Annotated in this window: 18 protein-coding genes and 1 tRNA gene; 5 read left to right on the plus strand and 14 right to left on the minus strand. The window is 61.2% G+C overall.

Annotation, left to right across the window (positions count from 1 at the left end; genetic code table 11):
* Window positions 1-112: 112 nt before the first annotated feature.
* The 3 genes from HCZ23_RS10025 to cynS all read left to right on the plus strand — a co-directional run bounded on the left by HCZ23_RS10025 (window position 113) and on the right by cynS (window position 3,237).
* Window positions 113-955 carry a formate/nitrite transporter family protein gene (locus HCZ23_RS10025; protein ID WP_167601592.1) on the plus strand — a complete coding sequence of 281 codons (843 nt, stop codon included), beginning with the start codon at window positions 113-115 and terminating at the stop codon, window positions 953-955.
* A gap of 62 nt (window positions 956-1,017) precedes the next feature.
* Window positions 1,018-2,739: a bifunctional protein-serine/threonine kinase/phosphatase gene (locus HCZ23_RS10030; RefSeq protein ID WP_167601593.1), complete on the plus strand. Its 1,722-nt coding sequence runs from the start codon at window positions 1,018-1,020 to the stop codon at window positions 2,737-2,739.
* An 18-nt stretch (window positions 2,740-2,757) separates the two neighbouring features.
* Window positions 2,758-3,237 carry a cyanase gene (cynS, locus tag HCZ23_RS10035; RefSeq protein WP_167601594.1) on the plus strand — a complete coding sequence of 160 codons (480 nt, stop codon included), beginning with the start codon at window positions 2,758-2,760 and terminating at the stop codon, window positions 3,235-3,237.
* Window positions 3,238-3,339: 102 nt separating this feature from the next.
* Here the strand turns inward: cynS and HCZ23_RS10040 are convergent.
* The 7 genes from HCZ23_RS10040 to HCZ23_RS10070 form a co-directional block, all read right to left on the minus strand.
* Window positions 3,340-3,414 (minus strand) — tRNA-Gln (locus tag HCZ23_RS10040).
* A 185-nt stretch (window positions 3,415-3,599) separates the two neighbouring features.
* Window positions 3,600-4,133 carry an EF-hand domain-containing protein gene (locus tag HCZ23_RS10045; RefSeq protein WP_167601595.1) on the minus strand — a complete coding sequence of 178 codons (534 nt, stop codon included), beginning with the start codon at window positions 4,131-4,133 and terminating at the stop codon, window positions 3,600-3,602.
* A gap of 110 nt (window positions 4,134-4,243) precedes the next feature.
* Window positions 4,244-6,043, minus strand: coding sequence for a capsule biosynthesis protein (locus HCZ23_RS10050; RefSeq protein WP_167601596.1), 1,800 nt, complete (start codon window positions 6,041-6,043; stop codon window positions 4,244-4,246).
* Entirely contained in the window at window positions 6,027-6,680 is a 654-nt protein-coding gene (locus tag HCZ23_RS10055) for an ABC transporter ATP-binding protein (protein ID WP_167601597.1), read from the minus strand. Before HCZ23_RS10055 ends, HCZ23_RS10050 begins: the two co-directional genes overlap by 17 nt.
* A 202-nt stretch (window positions 6,681-6,882) precedes the next feature.
* The gene (locus HCZ23_RS10060) at window positions 6,883-8,163 is read right to left on the minus strand and encodes a Na+/H+ antiporter NhaA (RefSeq protein WP_167601598.1); all 1,281 of its coding nucleotides are present in this window, start codon (window positions 8,161-8,163) and stop codon (window positions 6,883-6,885) included.
* A gap of 139 nt (window positions 8,164-8,302) precedes the next feature.
* A complete protein-coding gene (locus tag HCZ23_RS10065) occupies window positions 8,303-9,328 on the minus strand; it encodes a permease (RefSeq protein ID WP_167601599.1) in 1,026 nt (341 codons plus the stop codon).
* The gene (locus HCZ23_RS10070; RefSeq protein WP_167601600.1) at window positions 9,321-9,698 is read right to left on the minus strand and encodes a helix-turn-helix transcriptional regulator; all 378 of its coding nucleotides are present in this window, start codon (window positions 9,696-9,698) and stop codon (window positions 9,321-9,323) included. The genes HCZ23_RS10065 and HCZ23_RS10070 overlap by 8 nt, the downstream gene beginning before the upstream one ends.
* A 93-nt stretch (window positions 9,699-9,791) precedes the next feature.
* Between HCZ23_RS10070 and HCZ23_RS10075 the strand changes: the two genes are divergently transcribed.
* Together HCZ23_RS10075 and HCZ23_RS10080 are read left to right on the plus strand one after the other, a co-directional pair.
* A complete protein-coding gene (locus HCZ23_RS10075; RefSeq protein ID WP_167601869.1) occupies window positions 9,792-10,370 on the plus strand; it encodes a uracil-DNA glycosylase family protein in 579 nt (192 codons plus the stop codon).
* A gap of 8 nt (window positions 10,371-10,378) precedes the next feature.
* Complete coding sequence (locus HCZ23_RS10080) at window positions 10,379-11,167, plus strand: SseB family protein (RefSeq protein WP_167601601.1); 789 nt, start codon at window positions 10,379-10,381, stop codon at window positions 11,165-11,167.
* Between the two features lie 108 nt (window positions 11,168-11,275).
* On the opposite strand, the gene HCZ23_RS10085 is transcribed toward HCZ23_RS10080, so the two are convergent.
* From HCZ23_RS10085 to HCZ23_RS10115, 7 genes are all read right to left on the minus strand, one after another.
* Window positions 11,276-12,208 (minus strand): glyoxylate/hydroxypyruvate reductase A, encoded by a 933-nt coding sequence (locus HCZ23_RS10085; protein WP_167601602.1) that lies wholly within the window; start codon window positions 12,206-12,208, stop codon window positions 11,276-11,278.
* A gap of 8 nt (window positions 12,209-12,216) precedes the next feature.
* Window positions 12,217-13,365: a rod shape-determining protein RodA gene (rodA, locus tag HCZ23_RS10090; protein WP_167601603.1), complete on the minus strand. Its 1,149-nt coding sequence runs from the start codon at window positions 13,363-13,365 to the stop codon at window positions 12,217-12,219.
* Window positions 13,362-15,281, minus strand: coding sequence for a penicillin-binding protein 2 (gene mrdA, locus HCZ23_RS10095; RefSeq protein ID WP_167601604.1), 1,920 nt, complete (start codon window positions 15,279-15,281; stop codon window positions 13,362-13,364). Before mrdA ends, rodA begins: the two co-directional genes overlap by 4 nt.
* Window positions 15,278-15,817, minus strand: a complete 540-nt coding sequence (locus HCZ23_RS10100; protein WP_167601605.1) for a rod shape-determining protein MreD — start codon at window positions 15,815-15,817, stop codon at window positions 15,278-15,280. The genes mrdA and HCZ23_RS10100 overlap by 4 nt, the downstream gene beginning before the upstream one ends.
* Window positions 15,810-16,739, minus strand: coding sequence for a rod shape-determining protein MreC (gene mreC, locus HCZ23_RS10105; RefSeq protein ID WP_167601606.1), 930 nt, complete (start codon window positions 16,737-16,739; stop codon window positions 15,810-15,812). Before mreC ends, HCZ23_RS10100 begins: the two co-directional genes overlap by 8 nt.
* A 73-nt stretch (window positions 16,740-16,812) precedes the next feature.
* The gene (locus HCZ23_RS10110; protein ID WP_167601607.1) at window positions 16,813-17,850 is read right to left on the minus strand and encodes a rod shape-determining protein; all 1,038 of its coding nucleotides are present in this window, start codon (window positions 17,848-17,850) and stop codon (window positions 16,813-16,815) included.
* A gap of 218 nt (window positions 17,851-18,068) precedes the next feature.
* The gene (locus tag HCZ23_RS10115; protein ID WP_167601608.1) at window positions 18,069-19,646 is read right to left on the minus strand and encodes a 2-isopropylmalate synthase; all 1,578 of its coding nucleotides are present in this window, start codon (window positions 19,644-19,646) and stop codon (window positions 18,069-18,071) included.
* Window positions 19,647-19,741 lie beyond the last annotated feature (95 nt).

Genomic DNA, 19,741 nt, shown 5'->3' on the forward strand with positions numbered 1-19,741 from the left:
CTTGGGCTCACGGAAAGACTGCAGAGCAAACGCAATGCGCTGCAAACGGTCTCCTGATGCCCGATGAGGTGAAGGGGCCAACATCAAAGAAAAACCAAACAGGGACAATTCAATGGCTTATGTACAACCAAAGGAATTCGCCGCCAAAATGGTCGATGCGGGCGAATCCAAGATCTTCATGGCGACCAAAGACACCTTGATCCGCGCCTATATGGCGGGCGCGATCCTCGCACTGGCCGCCGCCTTCGCGGTGACCATCGCGGTCAACACCGGCAATTTCCTCGTGGCCTCGCTTCTCTTCCCGGTGGGCTTTTGTACGCTCTACCTTCTGGGCTTTGACCTTTTGACCGGCGTCTTCACGCTGGCGCCTCTGGCCGTCATCGCGAAACGCCCGGGATGCACCTGGAAAGGCGTGTTCCGCAACTGGGGTCTCGTCTTCGTCGGCAACTTTGCGGGCGCCATGACCACCGCGATCCTGATGGCGATCATCTTTACCATGGGCTTTTCTCAGGAACCCAACGCCGTTGGCCAAAAGATCGGTCACATCGGCGAGGCACGTACCTTGGGCTATGCCGCTGCCGGCGGTGCAGGTCTCCTGACTGTCTTCGTCCGCGCGATCCTGTGCAACTGGATGGTCTCCACCGGTGTCGTCGCCGCGATGATGTCGAACTCCGTGTCGGGCAAAATCATGGCCATGTGGATGCCGATCATCGTGTTCTTCTACCTGGGCTTCGAGCACTCCATCGTGAACATGTTCCTTTTTCCCTCGGGCATCATGCTGGGCGGTGAGTTCACCTGGGGCGACTACTTCATGTACAACGAGATCCCGGTCGTTTTGGGCAACCTCGTCGGCGGCCTGACCTTTGTCGGCGGCATGATCTACGCCACCCACTTCAAGGAATCGCCGAAACGCAACGCCACCACGGCCTCCGTGCAGGGCGTGCCGGCTGAGTAATCGGACTTCCCCGAACAGGCTCCGCGACGGCGGGGCCTGTCTTTTCAGCGCGAGGCCATACCATGCCGAAAGACGCCGCATCGACAAAGCTCACGGTTTCGATTGGCCAGTTTTCGGAGGCGGGTCGAAAGCCCGAAAATCAGGACTTTTGCGGTGCATGGGTACCTGAAGGCAGCGCTTTATCGCTCAAGGGGATCACCTTGGCCGTGGCCGACGGTATCTCGTCGAGCGCCACAAGTGCAGAGGCCTCTGAGGCCAGTGTCACCGCACTTTTGACAGATTACTACGCCACCTCCGACGCCTGGACCGCGCGGACGGCGGCGACCACGGTGATCTCCGCCACCAATGCCTGGCTTTACGGTCAGAACGCCGCTTTGAGTGACATGAATGCGGGCAAGATATGTACGCTCTCCGCGCTGATTTTCAAAGGCTGTGAGGGGCATATCTTTCACTTGGGCGACAGTCGGATTTACCGGCTGAGCGGTGAGGCGCTTGAGCCTTTGACCACGGATCACCGGGCGGTTCTCTCCCATGACGAAAGCTATCTCGCGCGCGGCATGGGCCTGGACGCGCAGGTCGCGGTTGACTATCGGCGGGTGTCACTGTCCGTCGGCGATGTCTTTATGCTTGCCACCGATGGGGTGCATGAGGGGATCGAGGCGGCGGATGTGATCCGCGCGCTGGAGGCCCCCGATCTCGACGCGGCGGCGAAGCAACTCGGCCAAATCGCCTATGAGCGCGGCTCCGAGGACAACCTCACCGTGATGCTGGCCCGCGTCGAGAACCTGCCTGAGGCGGAGTTGGAGCTGGACCTCGCCAAGCTGCCGCTGCCGCCCTTGCCCAAGGCGGGCGATGTGATCGACGGGTTTCGTATCCTGCGGCCCGTCAATTCCACCGCCCGTTCGCATGTCTTTCTGGCCGAAGCTCCGGCGGGTGAAAAAATCGCGCTGAAAATTCCGACCGTGGAGATGGCCGAAGACCCGGTCTATCTCAACCGCTTTGTCTTGGAAGAATGGATCGCACGGCGGCTGACGTCTTCTCACGTGCTGCGCGCCGCCACCGCGCCCGCAGAGCGCAGCGCGCTCTATGTGGTCACCGAATGGGTCGAGGGCCGCACGCTCAGACAATGGATGGATGACCATCCCGCGCCCGACCCCGATCTCGACAAGGTGCGCGACATCATCAGCCAGATCGTTGTCGGTCTGCGCGCCTTTCACCGCAAGGAAATGCTGCACCAAGACCTGCGCCCCGAGAACATCATGATCGACGACGCGGGCACGGTGAAAATCATCGATCTGGGCTCGACGTCCGTGGCCGGGGTCGAAGAGGCGGCAGCGGGTGTGCTGGGTCCACTGCCCGGCACCTTTCAATATACCGCGCCCGAATATTTCTCCGGCGATTTCGTCACCTGGCGGTCGGATCAATATGCCTTGGGTGTGATCGCCTATGAGATGCTGACCGGGCGTTTGCCCTATGGCGCCGAGGTGGCGCGCATCCAGACCCGGCGCGATCTGTTGCGCCTGCGCTACCGGCCCGCACGCGATGACGACAGCCCGGTGCCCGCCTGGATGGATGCGGCGCTCAAACGCGCGACCCAGCCGGATGCCGCACGTCGCTATGATGCGCTGTCGGAGTTCGTGTCCGAGCTGAAACGCCCCGGCCAAAGCTGGCATGCGGCGCGTCATGTGCCGCTGATGGAAAAGAACCCTGTGCGGTTCTGGCAAGCGGTCTCCGCCGGTCTGGCGGTGATCGTGATCATTCTTGCAACACTCATCATAAACTGACCTGACAGGAGAGAGACCATGAAAGATTCTGTGAAAGACATCGTAACCGACACCTTGATGACCAAAGAAGACGTGACCGCCCTCATCCTCATCGCCAAAAAGAAACAGGGGTTGAGCTGGGAAGCCATCGCCGAGACCATCGGCATGTCGCCGGTCTTCACCCACTCCGCCTGTATGGGCATGAACGCCTTTCCGCTGGAGAAAGCCGAGGCCTTGGTCGCCGCGCTGAGCCTGCCGTCTGAGGCGGCCGAGGTTCTGGTGGAAAGCCCGACGAAAGCGTGGGCGCAAACCGTGCCGACCGATCCTTGCATCTATCGATTCTACGAAATCGTCGGCGTCTACGGCCCGACGCTCAAGGCGCTGATCCATGAGAAATTCGGCGACGGCATCATGTCGGCGATCGATTTCGATATGTCCGTCGAGAGGATCGAGAACCCGAAAGGCGATCGGGTCGAGGTCAAAATGTCCGGCAAATACCTGCAATACAACGCGTGGTGACAGGCGCTGATCGTCAGGGTTTGTCATGACCTGAAAAGCAATGTCGCAGGACCTGAAGATGATGCCTTCAGGATTATAAATCAGTGGAGCTCAGGAGAAAGATGGCTGGGGTGGTAGGATTCGAACCTACGGTACACTGTACCAAAAACAGTTGCCTTACCACTTGGCTACACCCCAACGTGGGGGGCTAATTAGTCGGTCCCCGCGTCCTGCGCAAGCCCTTTTTCGAGCCTTTTGTGAAAAACCTGAAGGACGAAGGAAAAAGCGCGCAACCCTGGGGGATGCGCGCGATACGCCCGCTCAGGGGGCGTAGATGGGGGCGTAGATGGGGGCGTAGATGGCGGCATAGATGGGGGCGGGCCTCAATTGCCGAAATCGGCCAAGCTCACAACGCCATCGCGGTTGCGGTCCATTCGGGCAAACCATTGCCGACCGTTGGTCACGAATTCATCGCGGGTGACGGTTCCATCGCCGTTCAGATCATTGGACAGCCGCGTCATCGAGCGCTGTACCGTATCGATCCCGGCGGCCATGCCCATGGCGTTTCCGGGGCCCATACCCTGTCCCAGACCCTGACCGCGACCGCCTTGAGGGCCTTTGGGAGCGGCCTGTCTCGCCGCCTGACCGGGGGTCATCCCATAGTCCTCAAGATGCATCTCACGGTCGAGCGCGCGGGTTTCGTCGAACGTCGCATATTCTTCGTCGTTCAAACGCCCATCTTCATCCGCGTCGAACATGTAAAACAAATCCCCGCGCCGTTCGAGCACTTCGGCGAGCGTCACTTGACCGTTTTCGTCCAGATCCCAATTGGTCATGAATTGAGGACCAAAACCCTGCGCCTGTGCGGCCAGAGGAAGCGCCGCCAGAAGTCCGAGAGAAAAAGCTAAACGTCTCATAATCCGTTCCTTTCGCATGTCTCATGCAAATAGAACGGTCCAGAGGTAAACTTCCGTTTCGCCAAATTGTCGCAGGGGGGCGCCGCGCCCCGGAGGCGCGGCGCGCAGCGTCAGGCGGAGACCTGTTCGCGCAGCACCGCGGCGGTGAGAGAGGCCAGAAGGTAGATGCCGGAAAACACCAGCATGGCCAAAAGCGTATTCTCGAATTTGCGCGGATATGTCGGCTCATCGGGGGCCACGGGACGCGATGACAGCGACAGGTAACGCACCTGCCGGTTGGCCTCGACACGCGCCATCTCAAGCGCCTGAATGGCGGAGGCGGCCATCGCCTGACGTGTCGCCAGGTCGACCTCGGCCATGCGCAATTCGGCGGTGATCCGGGCCAGAGAGTCGGCGCCTTCGTTCGCTTGCGTCAGCTGCGCGCGCAAATCCGTGATCAGGTTTTCAAGCCGACGGATGTCGCCCTGCGTGCCCTCGACACGCGCCTGGTTCGGGCGCGGGTTGTCCAGAAGCTGTTGCAGTTGCAGCCGCTTTTGCTGCAATTGCGTCTCAAAGGCTGAGACCTGAGACATGATCGCGGCGGTTTCCGCATCCGGCGAAATGATCCCCAGCTGTTCTTGCAGTTGCACAATCTTTTCCTGCGCCGCGATCATCTTGGCCTCAGTGTCGTCGAGGCTTTCGCGCGCGCCCTTCATCTGGTCCTCGCGCAGGCGCTGGGTCATCTGGTCGACCTGTTCTTCGGCATAGGCGATGAGGTGATCGGAGAAATCCTGCGAGACCTGCGGATCGGCGGCCACAACCTCCATCCGCAACAGGCCCTCCGTCGGGTCGTAGCCGATGGACACACGATCCAGATAGACCTTGTAGGCCTCCTCATTGGTCGGGTTCTCCGGCAGGCGTTGCAGCGGGTCGATGGCGTCAGAGGAGAAATGCGCCTTGAACCCGGTGTCGGCATCAAGACGCAGCATCGCTTCGCGTGAGGTCAGGTAATCCTGCACGGTGATCGAATCCTGCGAGGTGGCCAGAGGGCTGCCGGACAAAAGTCCGCCGAGGCCAGCTCCCCCCGCCGAGGGCGCTTCGGATTGCTGGATGATAAAGGCCGATTTGGTCGCATACATCGGCGTCGCCATAGTGTAAAAGTAGATCCCCGCAAGGATCGTCGGAATGCCGACGAAGACCGCCAAACGGGCGGCAAGCAGGGCCATTTTGCGCCGACGTCGCCGGGCGATGTCTTGCTGAATTTGCGAAATCTCACCATCGCGGTTCAATCGCTCAAGGATCTCCTTGGAGGGCAGATTGGGTTTGTTCTCCACAGTCTTGGGCAGTTTCGGCCCCTCGGTCGTGGTCAGTTCTCGCGATTGTTCTTTGCCCTCAGTGGTCACCATATCGAGCATGGCACCGCGTTGGAACGGATCGATCCCCGCCTTGCGCAACAGCCGCACCGCATCGAAATCCGAGGTTGCCGCCAACCCGTGTTTCTGCGCCACGCGCCGCGCCAGACGCAATTGCCGGCCTGTCAGACCTTCGCGCCGGATCGCGTCGATGTCGGCATCGATTGCGGTCTCGTCGGCGGGCGTGATGTCGCCATGGAGCGCGCTGTCCTCGGTCTCAGGGCCAGAGCCGAGCGAGCGGGCGACCGAGCCATGCGGGCGGGCGCGGCGGCTGGGCTTCGACTTGGCCTCGGCTGCGGCAGAACCAGGAAAGGGGGCATCGCCAAACCCGTCGGCGCTGGCGTCCGTGTCGAAGAGTTTGTCGTCATTGAGGATGTCGCCGGTCTTCGCCGCAGAGGGCGCCTGGCTTTCAAGGATCGGGTCGGTTTCCGGCGCAGCGGCGGCCCCGGCCTGAGACGAGGCGGCCGCACGCGGCGTCCGACGGACGCGGAATTTCTGGGCTTTAACCTTCGTAGTCATAGAGTGCCTTTGCCTCTTCCAGCGTGTCGAACATGTAGAGCTGGCCGTTTCTGAGAACGGCGGCAGAACGACAGAATTTTTCTAATGTGGCGGCCTGGTGCGAGACCACGACAATGGTGGTACGCTCAAGCCGCTCGCGCAGGATACTGCCTGCTTTGCGGTTGAAATTGACATCTGCGGTGGAGGGCATGCCCTCGTCGATCAGATACATATCGAAATCGAGCGCGAGCAACAGCGCGAAGGACAGACGCGAGCGCATCCCGGCGGAAAATGTCGCCACGGGCATTTCGAAATATTCGTCCAATTCGCAGAGCCAGCGGCAAAACGCCTCCACGTAATCGGGATCGAGATCGTAGAGCTCGGCGATGAACCGCACGTTTTCGCGCGCGGTGTGTTTGCCCAACAGCCCCCCCATGAACCCCAGCGGGAAGGACACGCGACAGTTGCGGCGAATTTCGCCCTCGTCGGGTTTTTCAAGGCCCGACATCATGTTGATGATCGTGGTCTTGCCGGTGCCGTTGGGCGCCAGAATGCCAAGAGAATTGCCAAGTTCCACGCGAAAAGAGGCGCGATCAAGGATCACCTTGCGCTGCTTGCCCGTCCAGAAGGACTTGCTGACATTGTCAAATTCGAGCATCTCTAAGCGCCCTGATACTGCCTCAACACTCCACCCTTACACGGGTTTTCTTAATGGAATGTCTTAAACGGCCAATTCGGCCATATTATGTCGCCACGCTCGCGGCAAATCCATCTATGATCGCGCAAATGTGGCAGGAATGCGGCCAAATCGCAAGTTTTTGACCCTGCGAGAGAAACAGTGCCGCGGTCGCAACGCCGATTTAGGCGGATTGTTTCTTAACCCCGCAAAGCTTGCCCGCCACGATCGAGACGATGGCAGCCACAAAGGAGAACAGCGCGCCCATCTTGGCGGCGGCCTGAATGGGGGTGTCTCCGAGCATGGCAGTGCCGTCAAAGGCCACCGCCGCAATGAACAGCGACACGGTAAAGCCGATGGCTGCGACACAGCCGATCACCAGAAGATCGATGGTCCGCATCCCGGCAGGCAGACCCAACCGCAAAACATGCGCGGCAAACGCCCCCATGACCAGCACCCCCAGAGGTTTGCCGATCAAAAGCCCCGCCAGCACCAGCCAGGTCGGGTCGCCGATGGCATTGAATTCGACGCCTGCATTCAAAAGGCCGAAGAAGAACAGGATGACCTCGACCGGGCTTTTGAGCTTGTGCTCGATATCGTTCAACAGGTCATGCAGATGCTCTTCGGCGGCGGCAAAAATCCCGAAGGCGCGGTCGGCATGCGGGATGGTCGGCACGATGGGCAAAAGCCCCAGAGCCGGGTGAATGCCCGCGCGCATGAAGCCGTACCACGAAATGCAACCGGCGATCAGATAGGGCCAGAAGGTCAGGTTTTTGCGTACCCAGCTCGAGTTGGGGCGCAACTGATTGCCGGCATCCATCTTGCGCGGCAGCCAGTTGGCGAGGACAAACACCACCACGGCGGCGGCCAAGGACAGCAAAAGCCATTGCGGCGCCAATTCTCCGGTCGGATAGAAAATGGCCAGGATCACGAGGCCAGCCGCATCGTCCGCGATGGCCAAAAGCAACAGGAACCGCACCGCCGGATGCCCCGCGCCAAAGACCACACGGCCCACGAGATAGGAAAACGCGATGTCGGTCGCGGTCGGCACAGCCCAGCCGTTTTTCACCGCATCGAAGGTGTCGGACCCCATGATCAACGCGAGGCCCAGATAGACCGCGATGGGCCCCAACATGCCGCCGGAGGTCGCGATCAGGGGCGTGGCGGCTTTCTTGCCGCGCAGGCTGCCGTTCTTGAGGATCACCGCCTCCCAGACCTCTTTCGCCGCGATGGCAAAGAAGAAGGCCATGAACAGGTCGTTGAACAGGTAATGCAGGGTCAGGGTGCGGTGGACATGGCCGTGATCGTCGACATGGGCGTGGCCGATAAAGAAGTTCTCGGCGATCGGGTATTCGACAAAAGCGTGGTAGGAATGGGCGTCCACATTGGCCCAGATCAGCGCCAAAATCGCCCCGATGATCAAGAGCAGCGAATAGTTGGTAATAAAATTCCAGACTTTATACATGCTCAGCCCTTTTTAGCCCGATCCCGTCGGTTTGGGTGGCACCCTTTGGCCGGATGTTCGCCAAACCCTATAGCCGGGATAATTCAACTGGGCTGTCAGGGCAAGCGCGGGCCGTGAAAGCCTGCGCTTGCAAGCGGGATCAGAAGGCCGACCAGATCACTCCGGCCAGAACCGCGCCGATGAGGGCAAAGCCGATATAGGCGGCAAAGACGCGCGGTTTCACCAGCGCCCAGACCGCGACCGCCGCAGGAATGCACGAGATCCCGCCTGCGATCATGAAGGACATGGCGGCCCCCTCGGCCATGCCTTGCGAGATCAGCCCGGACATCAGCGGCACGGCGGCAAAGCCGTTGAGATAGGCGGGCGCACCGATGACGGCGCCGATCAGGATCGGCTTGAGGCCCTCACCGCCCATGACCGAGGCGATCACATCGGCGGGCAGGTAGGAGAGCATGACGCTTTCGAGGACGTAAGCCACCAGCATCCATTTGCCGAGGAACAACAGGTTTTTGAGAAAGCTCGATTTGAATGCCTCGATGCGGTCTGTCTCGCGCCAAAACGTCCAATTCGGTTTGCCCCGCAACCCAGAGGTGGCGCAGCAGGAGGGCTTATCGAAAGCTTTGAGCGGATCGGCAAACAAAGCGGTCCCGCCCAGGAGTTTGACGCCCAAACCACCCAAAAGCCCGATGCCCACGGCGGCCACGGTTTTGGCCACGGCGAAATCCATGCCCAGCTCGCCTGCGGTGACAAAGAACATCGCCGGGTCCATCAGCGGAGAGGCCAGCCAAAAGGCCATGACGGCGGACAGGGGCACGCCGACAGCGAGAGAGGCGGCGATAAACGGGATGACCTGACAGGAGCAAAAGGGCGAAATGCCGCCCACCAGCGCCGCCACGACGATCATCTGCATCTCGCGGCCCTCAAACGCCCTGCTCAACAGGGTCTCGGCCCCGGTGGCTTGCACATAGGCGGTGGCGAGGATGGCGAACAAAAGGAAGGGCGCCGCTTTCCATAGGGCGTCCAGCGTGAATTTGAATGTCGGGAACAGGTTTGCGGGGTCAAAGATCGCGACGGCCAAAAGCACCAGTCCGGTGAGCAGGAGCGCCTTGTCGAGGCGTTTCCAAAGCTGCGGCAGGCGGGGCGGGGTTTGGGTGAGATCAGTCATGTTGCTCTCCATGGCAATGGCTCTCCGGTGTGCAGGTGTCATCGGTGCAATCGGCACAGCATTCGCCCAAAAGTCCGGTGAGCTGGCTTTGCAACTGGTCGTAATCGGCGGCGATGCAGATCACCGAGCGGCCTTGTTTTTCCTGTTTCACGACGCCGACGGCGGCCAGCGTTTTCATGTGATGGGTCAGCGTCGCGCCGGTGATGCCGGTGCGATTGCCCAGCTCTCCGATGGACAACCCCTTCGGTCCGGCCCGCAACAGGGTGCGCAGGACCAAGAGGCGCTGCTCAGAACCCAGCGCGGAAAACAGGCTTGCGGCCTCGGCAAGGGACAGATCGTCAAATTGCGCGTGCGGTCTTGGGGCGGACATGAGGGACTCCGTGATGTGATTCATTTCTATATTTCTAAAAATATCAAAATGAGTCAAGTGGCCAATCTTGCGCCCTCGCGCTACAACCCCAGAATGACACTCGCTCAGGACATCCAAAACTGTCGGCTCTGTGCGGATCGCTTTGCCGCCACGGCCACGCAGCACAGCCCGCGTCCGGTGGTCTGGTTCCGGCCCTCCGCACGCATCCTGATCGCCGGACAGGCCCCCGGCGCGCGGGTGCATGAGAGCGGGCGGCCCTTTACCGATGCCTCGGGCGAGCGGCTGCGCGCGTGGTTGGGGCTGGATGAGGCGACGTTTTATGACCGCGACCGCATCGCGATCGTGCCGATGGGCTTTTGCTTTCCGGGCTATGATGCCAAGGGATCGGACCTGCCGCCACCCACGCTCTGTCGCGAAACCTGGCATGACAAGGTGATGGCAGAGCTGACCGAACTGGAGCTGATCCTGCCCGTGGGCCTCCATGCGATCCGCTATCACACCGGCCATAAAGGCAGTCTGACCGAGGCTGTCATGAACTGGCGCGCCGATGCGCCGCGTCTCACCCCCTTGCCTCATCCGTCCTGGCGCAATACGGCTTGGCTCAGGAAAAATCCGTGGTTCGAGGCCGAGCTATTGCCGGACCTGCGCGCCCGTATCCAAACGCTGTTGTGAGAGATGAAATGACCGAACAGACCCCGATTGATCTGGCCCATGCCGCCATGCAGGCCGCCCCCGAGGACGACAACGCCCGTCTGCGGTTTTTCGAACGGGTGGCCGATGGCGAATGGTTTTTGCTTTTGGAGGAGGAACATGACGGAGAGGGGCCAATCTCGCCGCGTGTGTTCCCGGTCGAAGCGGATAACTTTGTGCTGGCCTTTGATCGCGAGCAACGTCTGGCGGAATTCGCGGGCCATGCGCCCTATGCGGCGATGTCGGGACGCGTCTTGGCGGAGATGCTGGCGGGCTCGGGCTATGGTCTGGGGCTGAACCTCTCAGTTGCGCCGTCTGAAATGCTCTTGCCGGGGGCGGCGGTGGATTGGCTCCACGCGACGCTCGGCAATGCGCCCTCAGAAGCCCATGGCAAAGCCGAAGAGATTTTCCCGCCTGCGGGTCTTCCCGAAGCGCTGATCGTGGCCTTGGATGCCAAACTGGCGATTGCAGGCGGTTTGGCGAAGCTCGTCTATCTGTCCGGCGTGAAATACGAAGACGGGGTGCGCTCGCACCTCTTGGCCTTCGTGGATCACATCCCGGGCGCGGAAGATGCTTTGGCGCGGCTCGTTTCCGAGGCGCTGATCTTTTCGGGCGTCGAAGCGGGCGCTTTGGATGTGGCGTTTTTCAAATCCTCCGATCCGCACTGCGCGCCTCTGGCGCGCTTTGGCCTGCGGTTCGATTTGCCGGAGCCTGAGCCGATCTCGACCGGACCGTCTGCGCCCGGCATGGACCCCAACGCCCCGCCGAAACTGCGGTGATGTGAGTATTTTTCGCAGCAAAGGAAACGGGCGCGTGCCTCCCGCTGTTTCTCCGCATTAAGGCTAATCTGATTCAGGTTCATGCGAGAGGGGAGGCGGCAGCGCGGGTCAGTAGCCTGCGTGGCGGTCGACGAGGTGCAGGAGCGGTTCACCCGCCTCAGAGCGCCGGATGTTCTCCGCAATGACGTCAGAAGCCGTGTCGGCCCGGGTTTCGGCGGCGATATGCGGCGTGACCGTGACCTTTGGGTGCGACCAATAGGGGTGATCGGCGGGCAGGGGCTCGGTGCGGAAGACGTCGAGTGTGGCGTGCCCGATCTGACCGCTGTTGAAGGCGGCCAAAAGCGCGTCATCGTCGATCAGTGTACCGCGTCCCGGATTCACGATCTTTGCGCCTTTGGGCATCAAGGCCAGGGTGCCGGCATTGAGCGTGTTTTGGGTTGCGGGGGTGTCCGGCAGAAGGGTGACGAGGATCTCGGCGGAGCTCAGCGCCTGTGCGAGGCCCTCGGGGCCGTGGAGGCAGGTGAGACCATCAATCTCTTTGGGGCGTCGGGACCAACCGGTGACGTCAAACCCCAAGCGAGAGAGCGCCACGGCACAGATCTGGCCCAATTCTCCGAGGCCCAGAACCGTCATGGGGCGATCCTTGGCCAGAGGCGGCGTGATGTGATCCCATTGGCCGCCCAACCCGTGGATATGCCGATCCATGCCGAGGTGATAGCGCATCACATGGCCGACGACATAATCCCGCATCCCGAGCGCAAGGCCCGGATCAACCATACGGCACAGGGGCTGGGTCAGCGTGGGATTGGGGGCGATTTTCTCGACCCCGGCCCAGAGGCTCAGCACGGCTTTGGCACGCGTGTAGGGGGTGAAATCCCTGAGTGCATCATTGGGGGCGTAGACGATGTAGTCGACCTCTTCCGGCGAAGCGTCTCGGGTGAGGCGCGCGTCCAGACCGGCGTTTTCCAAGGCTTTTGGCAGCACGGTTTCGTAAGCAGGCCAAATCCGGTCGGGCGCGGAAAACAGAAGGGACAGCGTCATCTTTGGCCTCAGCTTTTCCCTCTGGGTCTATGGACATGCGCCGATTGCACGATGCCGAAAGCGGCCAAGAGCACAAGCATCGCGGAGCCGCCATAGGACACCAGCGGCAGGGGCACGCCCACCACGGGCATCAGGCCCATCACCATGGACATGTTCACCGCGAAGAACAGGAAGAACGTGGCGGCGATGCCGATGGTGACGAGCGCGCCGAAACGGTCTTTGTTGTTCATCGCGGAGATCAGACAAAAGACGATGATCCCGGCATAAAGCGCCAAAAGCGAGAAGGCGCCGATAAAGCCGAATTCCTCCGCCAGGGTGGTGAAGATAAAGTCGGTGTGCTTTTCGGGCAGGAAGTTCAGACGCGACTGCGTGCCCTGCATAAACCCGCGCCCGGTCCAACCGCCGGAGCCAAGGGCGATCTTGGCCTGGGTGATGTGATAGCCTGCGCCAAGTGGTTCGGCGGAGGGGTCGAGGAAGGTGTCGATGCGGCGATATTGATAGTCGTTGAGCAATTGCCAACCGGTGCCACGCGAGGCAAAGACGGCGGCGATCAGACCTGCAAATAGCGCGATGACCACGCCGAAATAGATCCAGCTCACCCCCGCCGCAAACATCACGATGGCCCCGCCCGCGACCAAGAGGATCGAGGTGCCGAGGTCGGGCTGTTTGAGCACGAGGAACGTCGGCACAAGGATCAGCACGACGGGGATCAAGACCCACAAGGGTCGCGAGACTTTCTCCAAAGGCAGCCAGTCGTAATAGGCCGCCAAAAGCATCACGAGAGAGATTTTCATCAACTCGGAGGGTTGAAGCTTGATCGGGCCAAGATCGATCCAACGCTGTGCCCCCATACCGACGTGGCCGAAAAACTCGACGAAGATCAAAAGCAGGAAGGAAAAGATATAGGCCAGCCCCGCGATGTTGCGCCAAAACCAGATCGGCACCATGGCGATCATCAGCATTGCGACCATGCCAAGCGCAAAGCGCTTCATCTGCGGCTCGGCCCATGGCTGAAACGAGCCGCCTGCGTTGGAGTAGAGCATCAGGAAACCGACGGAGGCGACGGCAGAGAGCAACACCACCAGCGCCCAGTTGACGTAGAGCACCTTTGCGATGCCTGTGGGCATGGTCTTGAGCGTCGACTCGAGATAGCTCATGCTTGGCTCCTCTCGTCGCTCTCGCCCTCATTGCCGATCAGCGGCAGGGTACGGAAGCGCTCGCGGATGGTGTTGCGCTGCGAGCTGGGATAGGCCTCAAGCGGCGGCACCGCACCATGGAGCGCAAAGAGCATCAGGTCGCGGGCAATCGGCGCGGCCACGGAAGAGCCGCCACCGCCATGCTCGACCACGACGGAGACCGCATAACGCGGCGCGTCATAAGGCGCGAAGGCGACGAACAACGCATGGTCGCGCTCTTCCCAAGGCACGTTCTTGTTGTTCACGACCGCCGAGCGCACCTGCGACGTGCCGGTCTTGCCCGCCATGCGCATCGTTTCATCGGCGATCCGGGAGGCATAGGCCGTCCCTCGGTTGGAGTTCGACACCTCGAACATACCCTGACGCACGGAACGCAGCATGTTTTCATTGAGGCCAAGCTCGCCGCCGCCCTGCACAGGTTGTTCGACCCCGTCGATGGAGCGCACGATACGGGGGATCACTTCGCGGTTGGTGGCGATCCGAGCGGCCATCACGGCCAATTGCATCGGCGTCGCCAAGACAAAGCCCTGTCCGATCGAGGCATTGAGACTGTCGCCCACGACCCATTCGGCACCACGATTGGCCAGTTTCCATTGCTTGTCCGGCATGAGGCCCGAATTGATCCCCGAGAGCGGCAGGTCATAGGTCTGACCCAGCCCGAGCTTGCGGCCCATTTCGGCGATCTTCTCGATGCCTGCGCGCTGGGCCATCTCGTAATAGTAGACGTCGCAGGAATGGCGCAGCGAACCCACGAGGTTCACATTGCCATGGCCCGCGCGTTTCCAGCAGTGGAAGCGCCGCCCACCGACCTCGGTGTGCCCCAGACAGCGCACGGTTTCTTCTGGCGACACGACGCCCGCGTCCAGCGCCGCCAGCGCCGAGACCATTTTAAAGGTCGAGCCGGGGGGGTAGGCGCCCTGCACGGATTTCGCGGGCAGCGGGCGGTGGTCGTTTTCCAGCAGGGCATTGTAATCCGGCACAGAAATGCCGCGCACAAACAGGTTCGGGTCGAAGGCAGGCGTCGATCCCGCGGCGATGATGTCGCCGGTCTGCACGTCAATCACCACGGCGGCCGCACTCTCAGAGCCAAGGCGCGCCTGGACGAAATTCTGCACCTTGTGATCGACGGTCAGCTGCACATTCGCGCCGGGCTGGCCCTCTTGCCGGTCCAGCTCGCGAATAATGCGCCCATGCACGTTCTGCTCGACCCGGCGCAGACCCGCCTTGCCCTTGAGCGTGTCTTCGAGCTTGGACTCGATGCCGAATTTGCCGAGCTGGAATTTCGGGATTTTATAGACCGGATCGACCGTCTCCATGCGGGAGATGTCATAGCTCGACACCGGGCCGACATAGCCCACCAGATGCGCAAAATCATTGTGCAGCGGGTAGTAACGCGACAGGCCGACCTCTGGCGTCACACCGGGAAGTGCAGGGCCATTGGCGGAGACGAGCGAGAAATCCTCCCAGCTCAGACGATCCGCGATGATCACAGGCGCAGATGGACCGGCCTTTTTCAATTCGTCACGCACGCGGGCCTGGTCCTCGGCGGTGATGCCGATCAGCTCTTCGAGCTTGATCAAAACGGCGTCCAGCTCTGCGGAGTCTTCCTTGCGGATGACCACGCGCAGCGTCTGTTCGTTCTCGGCCAAAAGCGCGCCGTTGCGGTCGTAAATCAACCCGCGCGCGGGCGCCAAAAGGAAATCGCGAATGCGGTTTTCCTCGGCCAAAAGCCGAAATTTATCCGCCTGATCGACCTGCAAGTAGCGCATCCGCAGGCCCAAAGCGCCCATGAAGGCCACCTGAGAGCCGGCCAGAAACAGAGCGCGTCGGGTGATTTTGCGGGCGGAGGCGGCGTTTTCAGTGGGCGAACGTTTCATCGTACATACCTCATCTCATCGGCCTCGGACGGCGTGATCTTGGCGATGCCAAGCCCGTAATGCGAGATGGCAATCACGATCGGATAACTCAAAATGGTCGAGAGTTGCCCGAGGATGGCCAGCCCCAGAGAGGTTTGATCCACCATGAAAATCGCAAGGCAGAGACGATAGGTCACCGCCATCGCCAGCATGACCCCGGCCACCATGGCCCATTCGATGGCAAAAGGCAGATCGCGCGAGGTGGGTTCGCGGCTGCGCAGGAATTCGAGGCCCATGATGCTGAGCGCCGCCCAAAGCCCCGGCGGGCGCAGAAAGATGAAATCGGCCAAAAGCATAACGATGGCCACAAGAAACACCGGCACGTAATCGGGGCGTCTGAGGACCCAGGCAAAGGCGAAGGCGAGGATCAGATCGGGGCCCGGCCAGCGGCCTGAGCCGACTTGCAGCGGCAAAAGGTAGAAAAACGTCGCCAGGGCGGTGATCACCAGGAAAACGCCGCGAAAGGACCATTTGCGCACTGTGCGGGGGTCAACCATTCTCAGCCTCCGCGCTTTGGCCAGTGTCTTCGATCCCGTCGATTTCGGACTGCGGGTCTACGCGTTCCGGGATGATCAAGGCGCCGGGGTCCGTGATGCGCTCGCTCTCATGGGTGCGCAGGACGCGCAGGTAATCCATCCGCTCATAATCCGCCGCCAGAATGACACGCAGGCGCCGGTCCGGGTCTTTGGCGACCTGACCGATCAGGATGCCCGGCGGAAACACCCCGCCATCGCCCGAGGAAATCACCCGATCGCCGGGGCGGACAAGCTCGGGCGTCTCGATGAAATCGAGCGAGGGGCGGATCGAATTATCCCCCGACAGAATGGCGCGTTGGCCCGACGGCTGGATCGTCACCGGCAGGCGCGAGTTGCTGTCGGTCAAAAGAATCACCCGCGCGGTGTTCTGGCCGACGCCGGAGATGCGGCCCACAAGGCCGATGCCGTCCATCGTCGCCCAGCCATCCATGATGCCGTCGCGCGCGCCGACGTTCAGCAGCACGGATTGCCGAAACGGCGAGCCGCTGTCGGCCATCACGACGCCGGTGACATAGGTATACCGCGGGTCGATCCGCACCTTGTTCAGGTCGAGAAGTTTGGCGTTCTTTTGTTCCAGCTGAAGCGCGGCCTCTTTCCAGGCCTGCATCTGACGCAGCTCGTTGCGCAGCTCCTGGTTCTGGTCGTAAAGCCGTTGATAACTCTGGAAATTCTCGATCATGCCGATGGTCTTGGTGACCGGCACCAAGGCCCATTCGAACGACGGCACCACCTTGTCGACCAACCCCGCACGAAGCCGCTCGACCCGGGGACTGTCGATGCGCCATAGGATGAAGAGGCCGAAAAAGCACAAGAGCATGATCCCGATCAGCAAACGCCGGATCGGGCGGACATAGGTTTCCGAATTGCCCTTGTTTCTGGCCATCTATCCTCCGGGTCCGCGCGCCGGGCATGCCGCCAGACATTTGACTGGGGACGCGCCCAAACGGCGCGAGCCCTCAGCTGTCGTAGTCAATAACGTGCCGGAGTTGTTTCTCATATTCCAGCGCTTTGCCAGTGCCCAGAGCCACACAATTGAGTGACTCATCGGCCACCGAAATGGCAAGGCCGGTCTGTTCGCGCAGCGCCAGATCCAATTCGCCCAAAAGCGCCCCACCGCCCGTCAGCATCACGCCACGGTCAACGATGTCTGCGGCGAGATCCGGCGGCGTGGTTTCCAAAGCGGTCATCACCGCCTCGCAGATTTGCTGCACCGGTTCGGCCAGCGCTTCGGCGACTTGCGCCTGGTTGATCTCAATCTCTTTTGGAACACCGTTCAACAGGTCGCGCCCGCGAATGGTCAGAACCGAGCCACGCCCGTCATCGGGCATCCGCGCGGTGCCGATGGTGGTCTTGATGCGCTCGGCGGTGCCTTCGCCGATCAAAAGGTTCTGCTGGCGGCGCAGGTAGGCGATGATGGCGTCATCCATCCGGTCGCCGCCGACACGCACGGAGCGCGCGTAAACGATGTCGCCCAAGGACAGAACCGCCACCTCGGTGGTGCCGCCGCCGATGTCCACGACCATGTTGCCGGTCGGGTCGGTGATCGGCATACCCGCGCCGATGGCCGCCGCGATGGGTTCAGCAATAAGCCCGGCCTTGCGCGCACCGGCGGAGAGCACGGATTGACGGATCGCGCGTTTCTCAACGGGGGTGGCGCCATGGGGCACGCAGACGATGATCTTCGGCTTGGAAAACGTGGTGCGTTTGTGGACCTTGCGGATGAAATGTTTGATCATTTCCTCGGCGGTGTCGAAGTCGGCGATCACACCTTCGCGCATCGGGCGAATGGCTTCGATCGAGCCGGGGGTTTTGCCGAGCATGTGCTTGGCGTCCTCACCAACGGCGAGCACCTGTTTGCGCCCGTCCTTGACGTGATAGGCCACAACGGAGGGTTCATTGAGGATGATGCCTTTGCCTTTGACATAGACCAGCGTGTTCGCCGTGCCCAGGTCGATTGCCATGTCGGAAGAGAAAAGTCCCGCAAATCCTGCCATATTTATGCCCCGTATGCCCCGTTTAGCCAAAGTGGCCAGCCGCGAAGGGGAGAATCCCCCCGTATCGGCAGACTTATAGGGGGCGTCGTGGCTATGGAAAAGGGGGCGATATGGCGGGTTTTGGCGAAGACTTGCTCAAAACCTCTTTTTGAACATGAAAAAGGCGCCCACAACGGAGCGCCTCTTCACAATTGCCTGAAAAGAATGCGGCGCAGCGTTTAGCTGGCGTCCGTGTATTTGATCTCACGCACATCGGCGTTGGGGGCGGTTTTGCCACGGCGCACGATCAGGCGGTTCAGCGCGTTGATATAGGCCTTGGCGGAGGCGAAGACCGTATCCGTGTGCGAACTTTGCCCGGTCGAAATCCGCCCGTCCTCTTCCATCCGCACCATGACGGTGGCCTGTGCATCGGTGCCTTCGGTGACGGCCTGCACCTGATAGAGCTGCAACCGCGCCTGTGTCGGGTAGAGCGTTTTGATCGCCTTGAAGGTTGCGTCCACCGGACCGTCGCCCTCGACCGTGCAATGGCTTTCGACGCCATTGATTTCGAGGATGATGTCGGCGGTTTGCGGCGCCTCAGACCCACAGATCACGCGCAGATGCTTGATCTTGATGACCTCGTTCTGGCTGTCGGCCCCGGTGGCCTGCATCAGCGCGACGATGTCATCGTCCAGCACTTCTTTCTTGCGATCCGCCAACTCCTTGAAGCTGACAAAGAGGTCTTTCAACTGGTTGTCGCCCAAGGCATAGCCCAGCTCGTCGAGCTTGGCGCGCAGCGCGGCGCGGCCGGAGTGTTTGCCGAGGGGCAGGGAGGTGCCCGACAGACCCACGTCTTGCGGACGCATGATCTCGAAGGTTTCCTTGTTCTTCAGCATGCCGTCCTGGTGGATGCCGCTCTCATGGGCAAAGGCGTTCTTGCCGACGATGGCCTTGTTCGGCTGGACCGCAAAGCCAGAGACCTGCGACACACGGCGGGAGATGTTCATGATCTTCGTCGTGTCGATCCCGGTCGAAAACGGCATCACATCGTTGCGCACCTTGAGCGCCATGACGACCTCTTCGAGCGCGGTGTTGCCCGCACGTTCGCCCAACCCGTTGATCGTGCATTCGATCTGGCGCGCACCTGCCTCGACAGCGGCCAGAGCGTTGGCGGTCGCCATGCCCAGATCGTTGTGACAGTGGGTGGCAAAGACGATCTCATCGGCGCCCGGCACGCGTTCCAGCAACATGCGGATGATGTCGGCGCTTTCGCGCGGTGTGGTGTAGCCGACGGTGTCGGGGATGTTGATCGTGGTCGCGCCCGCCTTGATCGCGATCTCGACAACGCGGCACAGATAATCATGTTCGGTGCGGATCGCATCCATCGGCGACCATTGCACATTGTCCGTCAGGTTGCGGGCGTGGGTCACGGTCTCGTGGATCTTGTCAGCCATCTCATCCATTGAGAGCGCCGTGATGTCGCGGTGCAGGGGCGAGGTGCCGATAAAGGTGTGAATCCGGGGACGTGCGGCGTGACTCACCGCTTCCATGCAGCGGTCGATGTCGCGCAGGCTGGCACGCGCCAGACCGCAGATCACGGAGTTCTTGGAATTCTTCGCGATCTCGCTGACCGCTTCGAAATCGCCCTCGGAGGCAATCGGGAACCCCGCCTCGATGATGTCCACGCCCATTTCGTCGAGCATGGCGGCGATCTCGAGCTTTTCGTTGTGGCTCATGGTCGCGCCGGGGGATTGTTCGCCGTCCCGCAGGGTCGTGTCGAAAATCAGGACGCGGTCCTGTTTGGATGTCTCGGTCATTTTGAAATCTCTCTTTTAGTCCTTAGCGTTTTACTCCGGCGCATGCGGTCACCTCTGAGCCTCGCGCCGTGGGCACGCTCAGAGGCAGCTAAGAA

Source organism: Celeribacter sp. HF31, assembly GCF_011806455.1.
Taxonomy (GTDB): Bacteria; Pseudomonadota; Alphaproteobacteria; order Rhodobacterales; family Rhodobacteraceae; genus Celeribacter.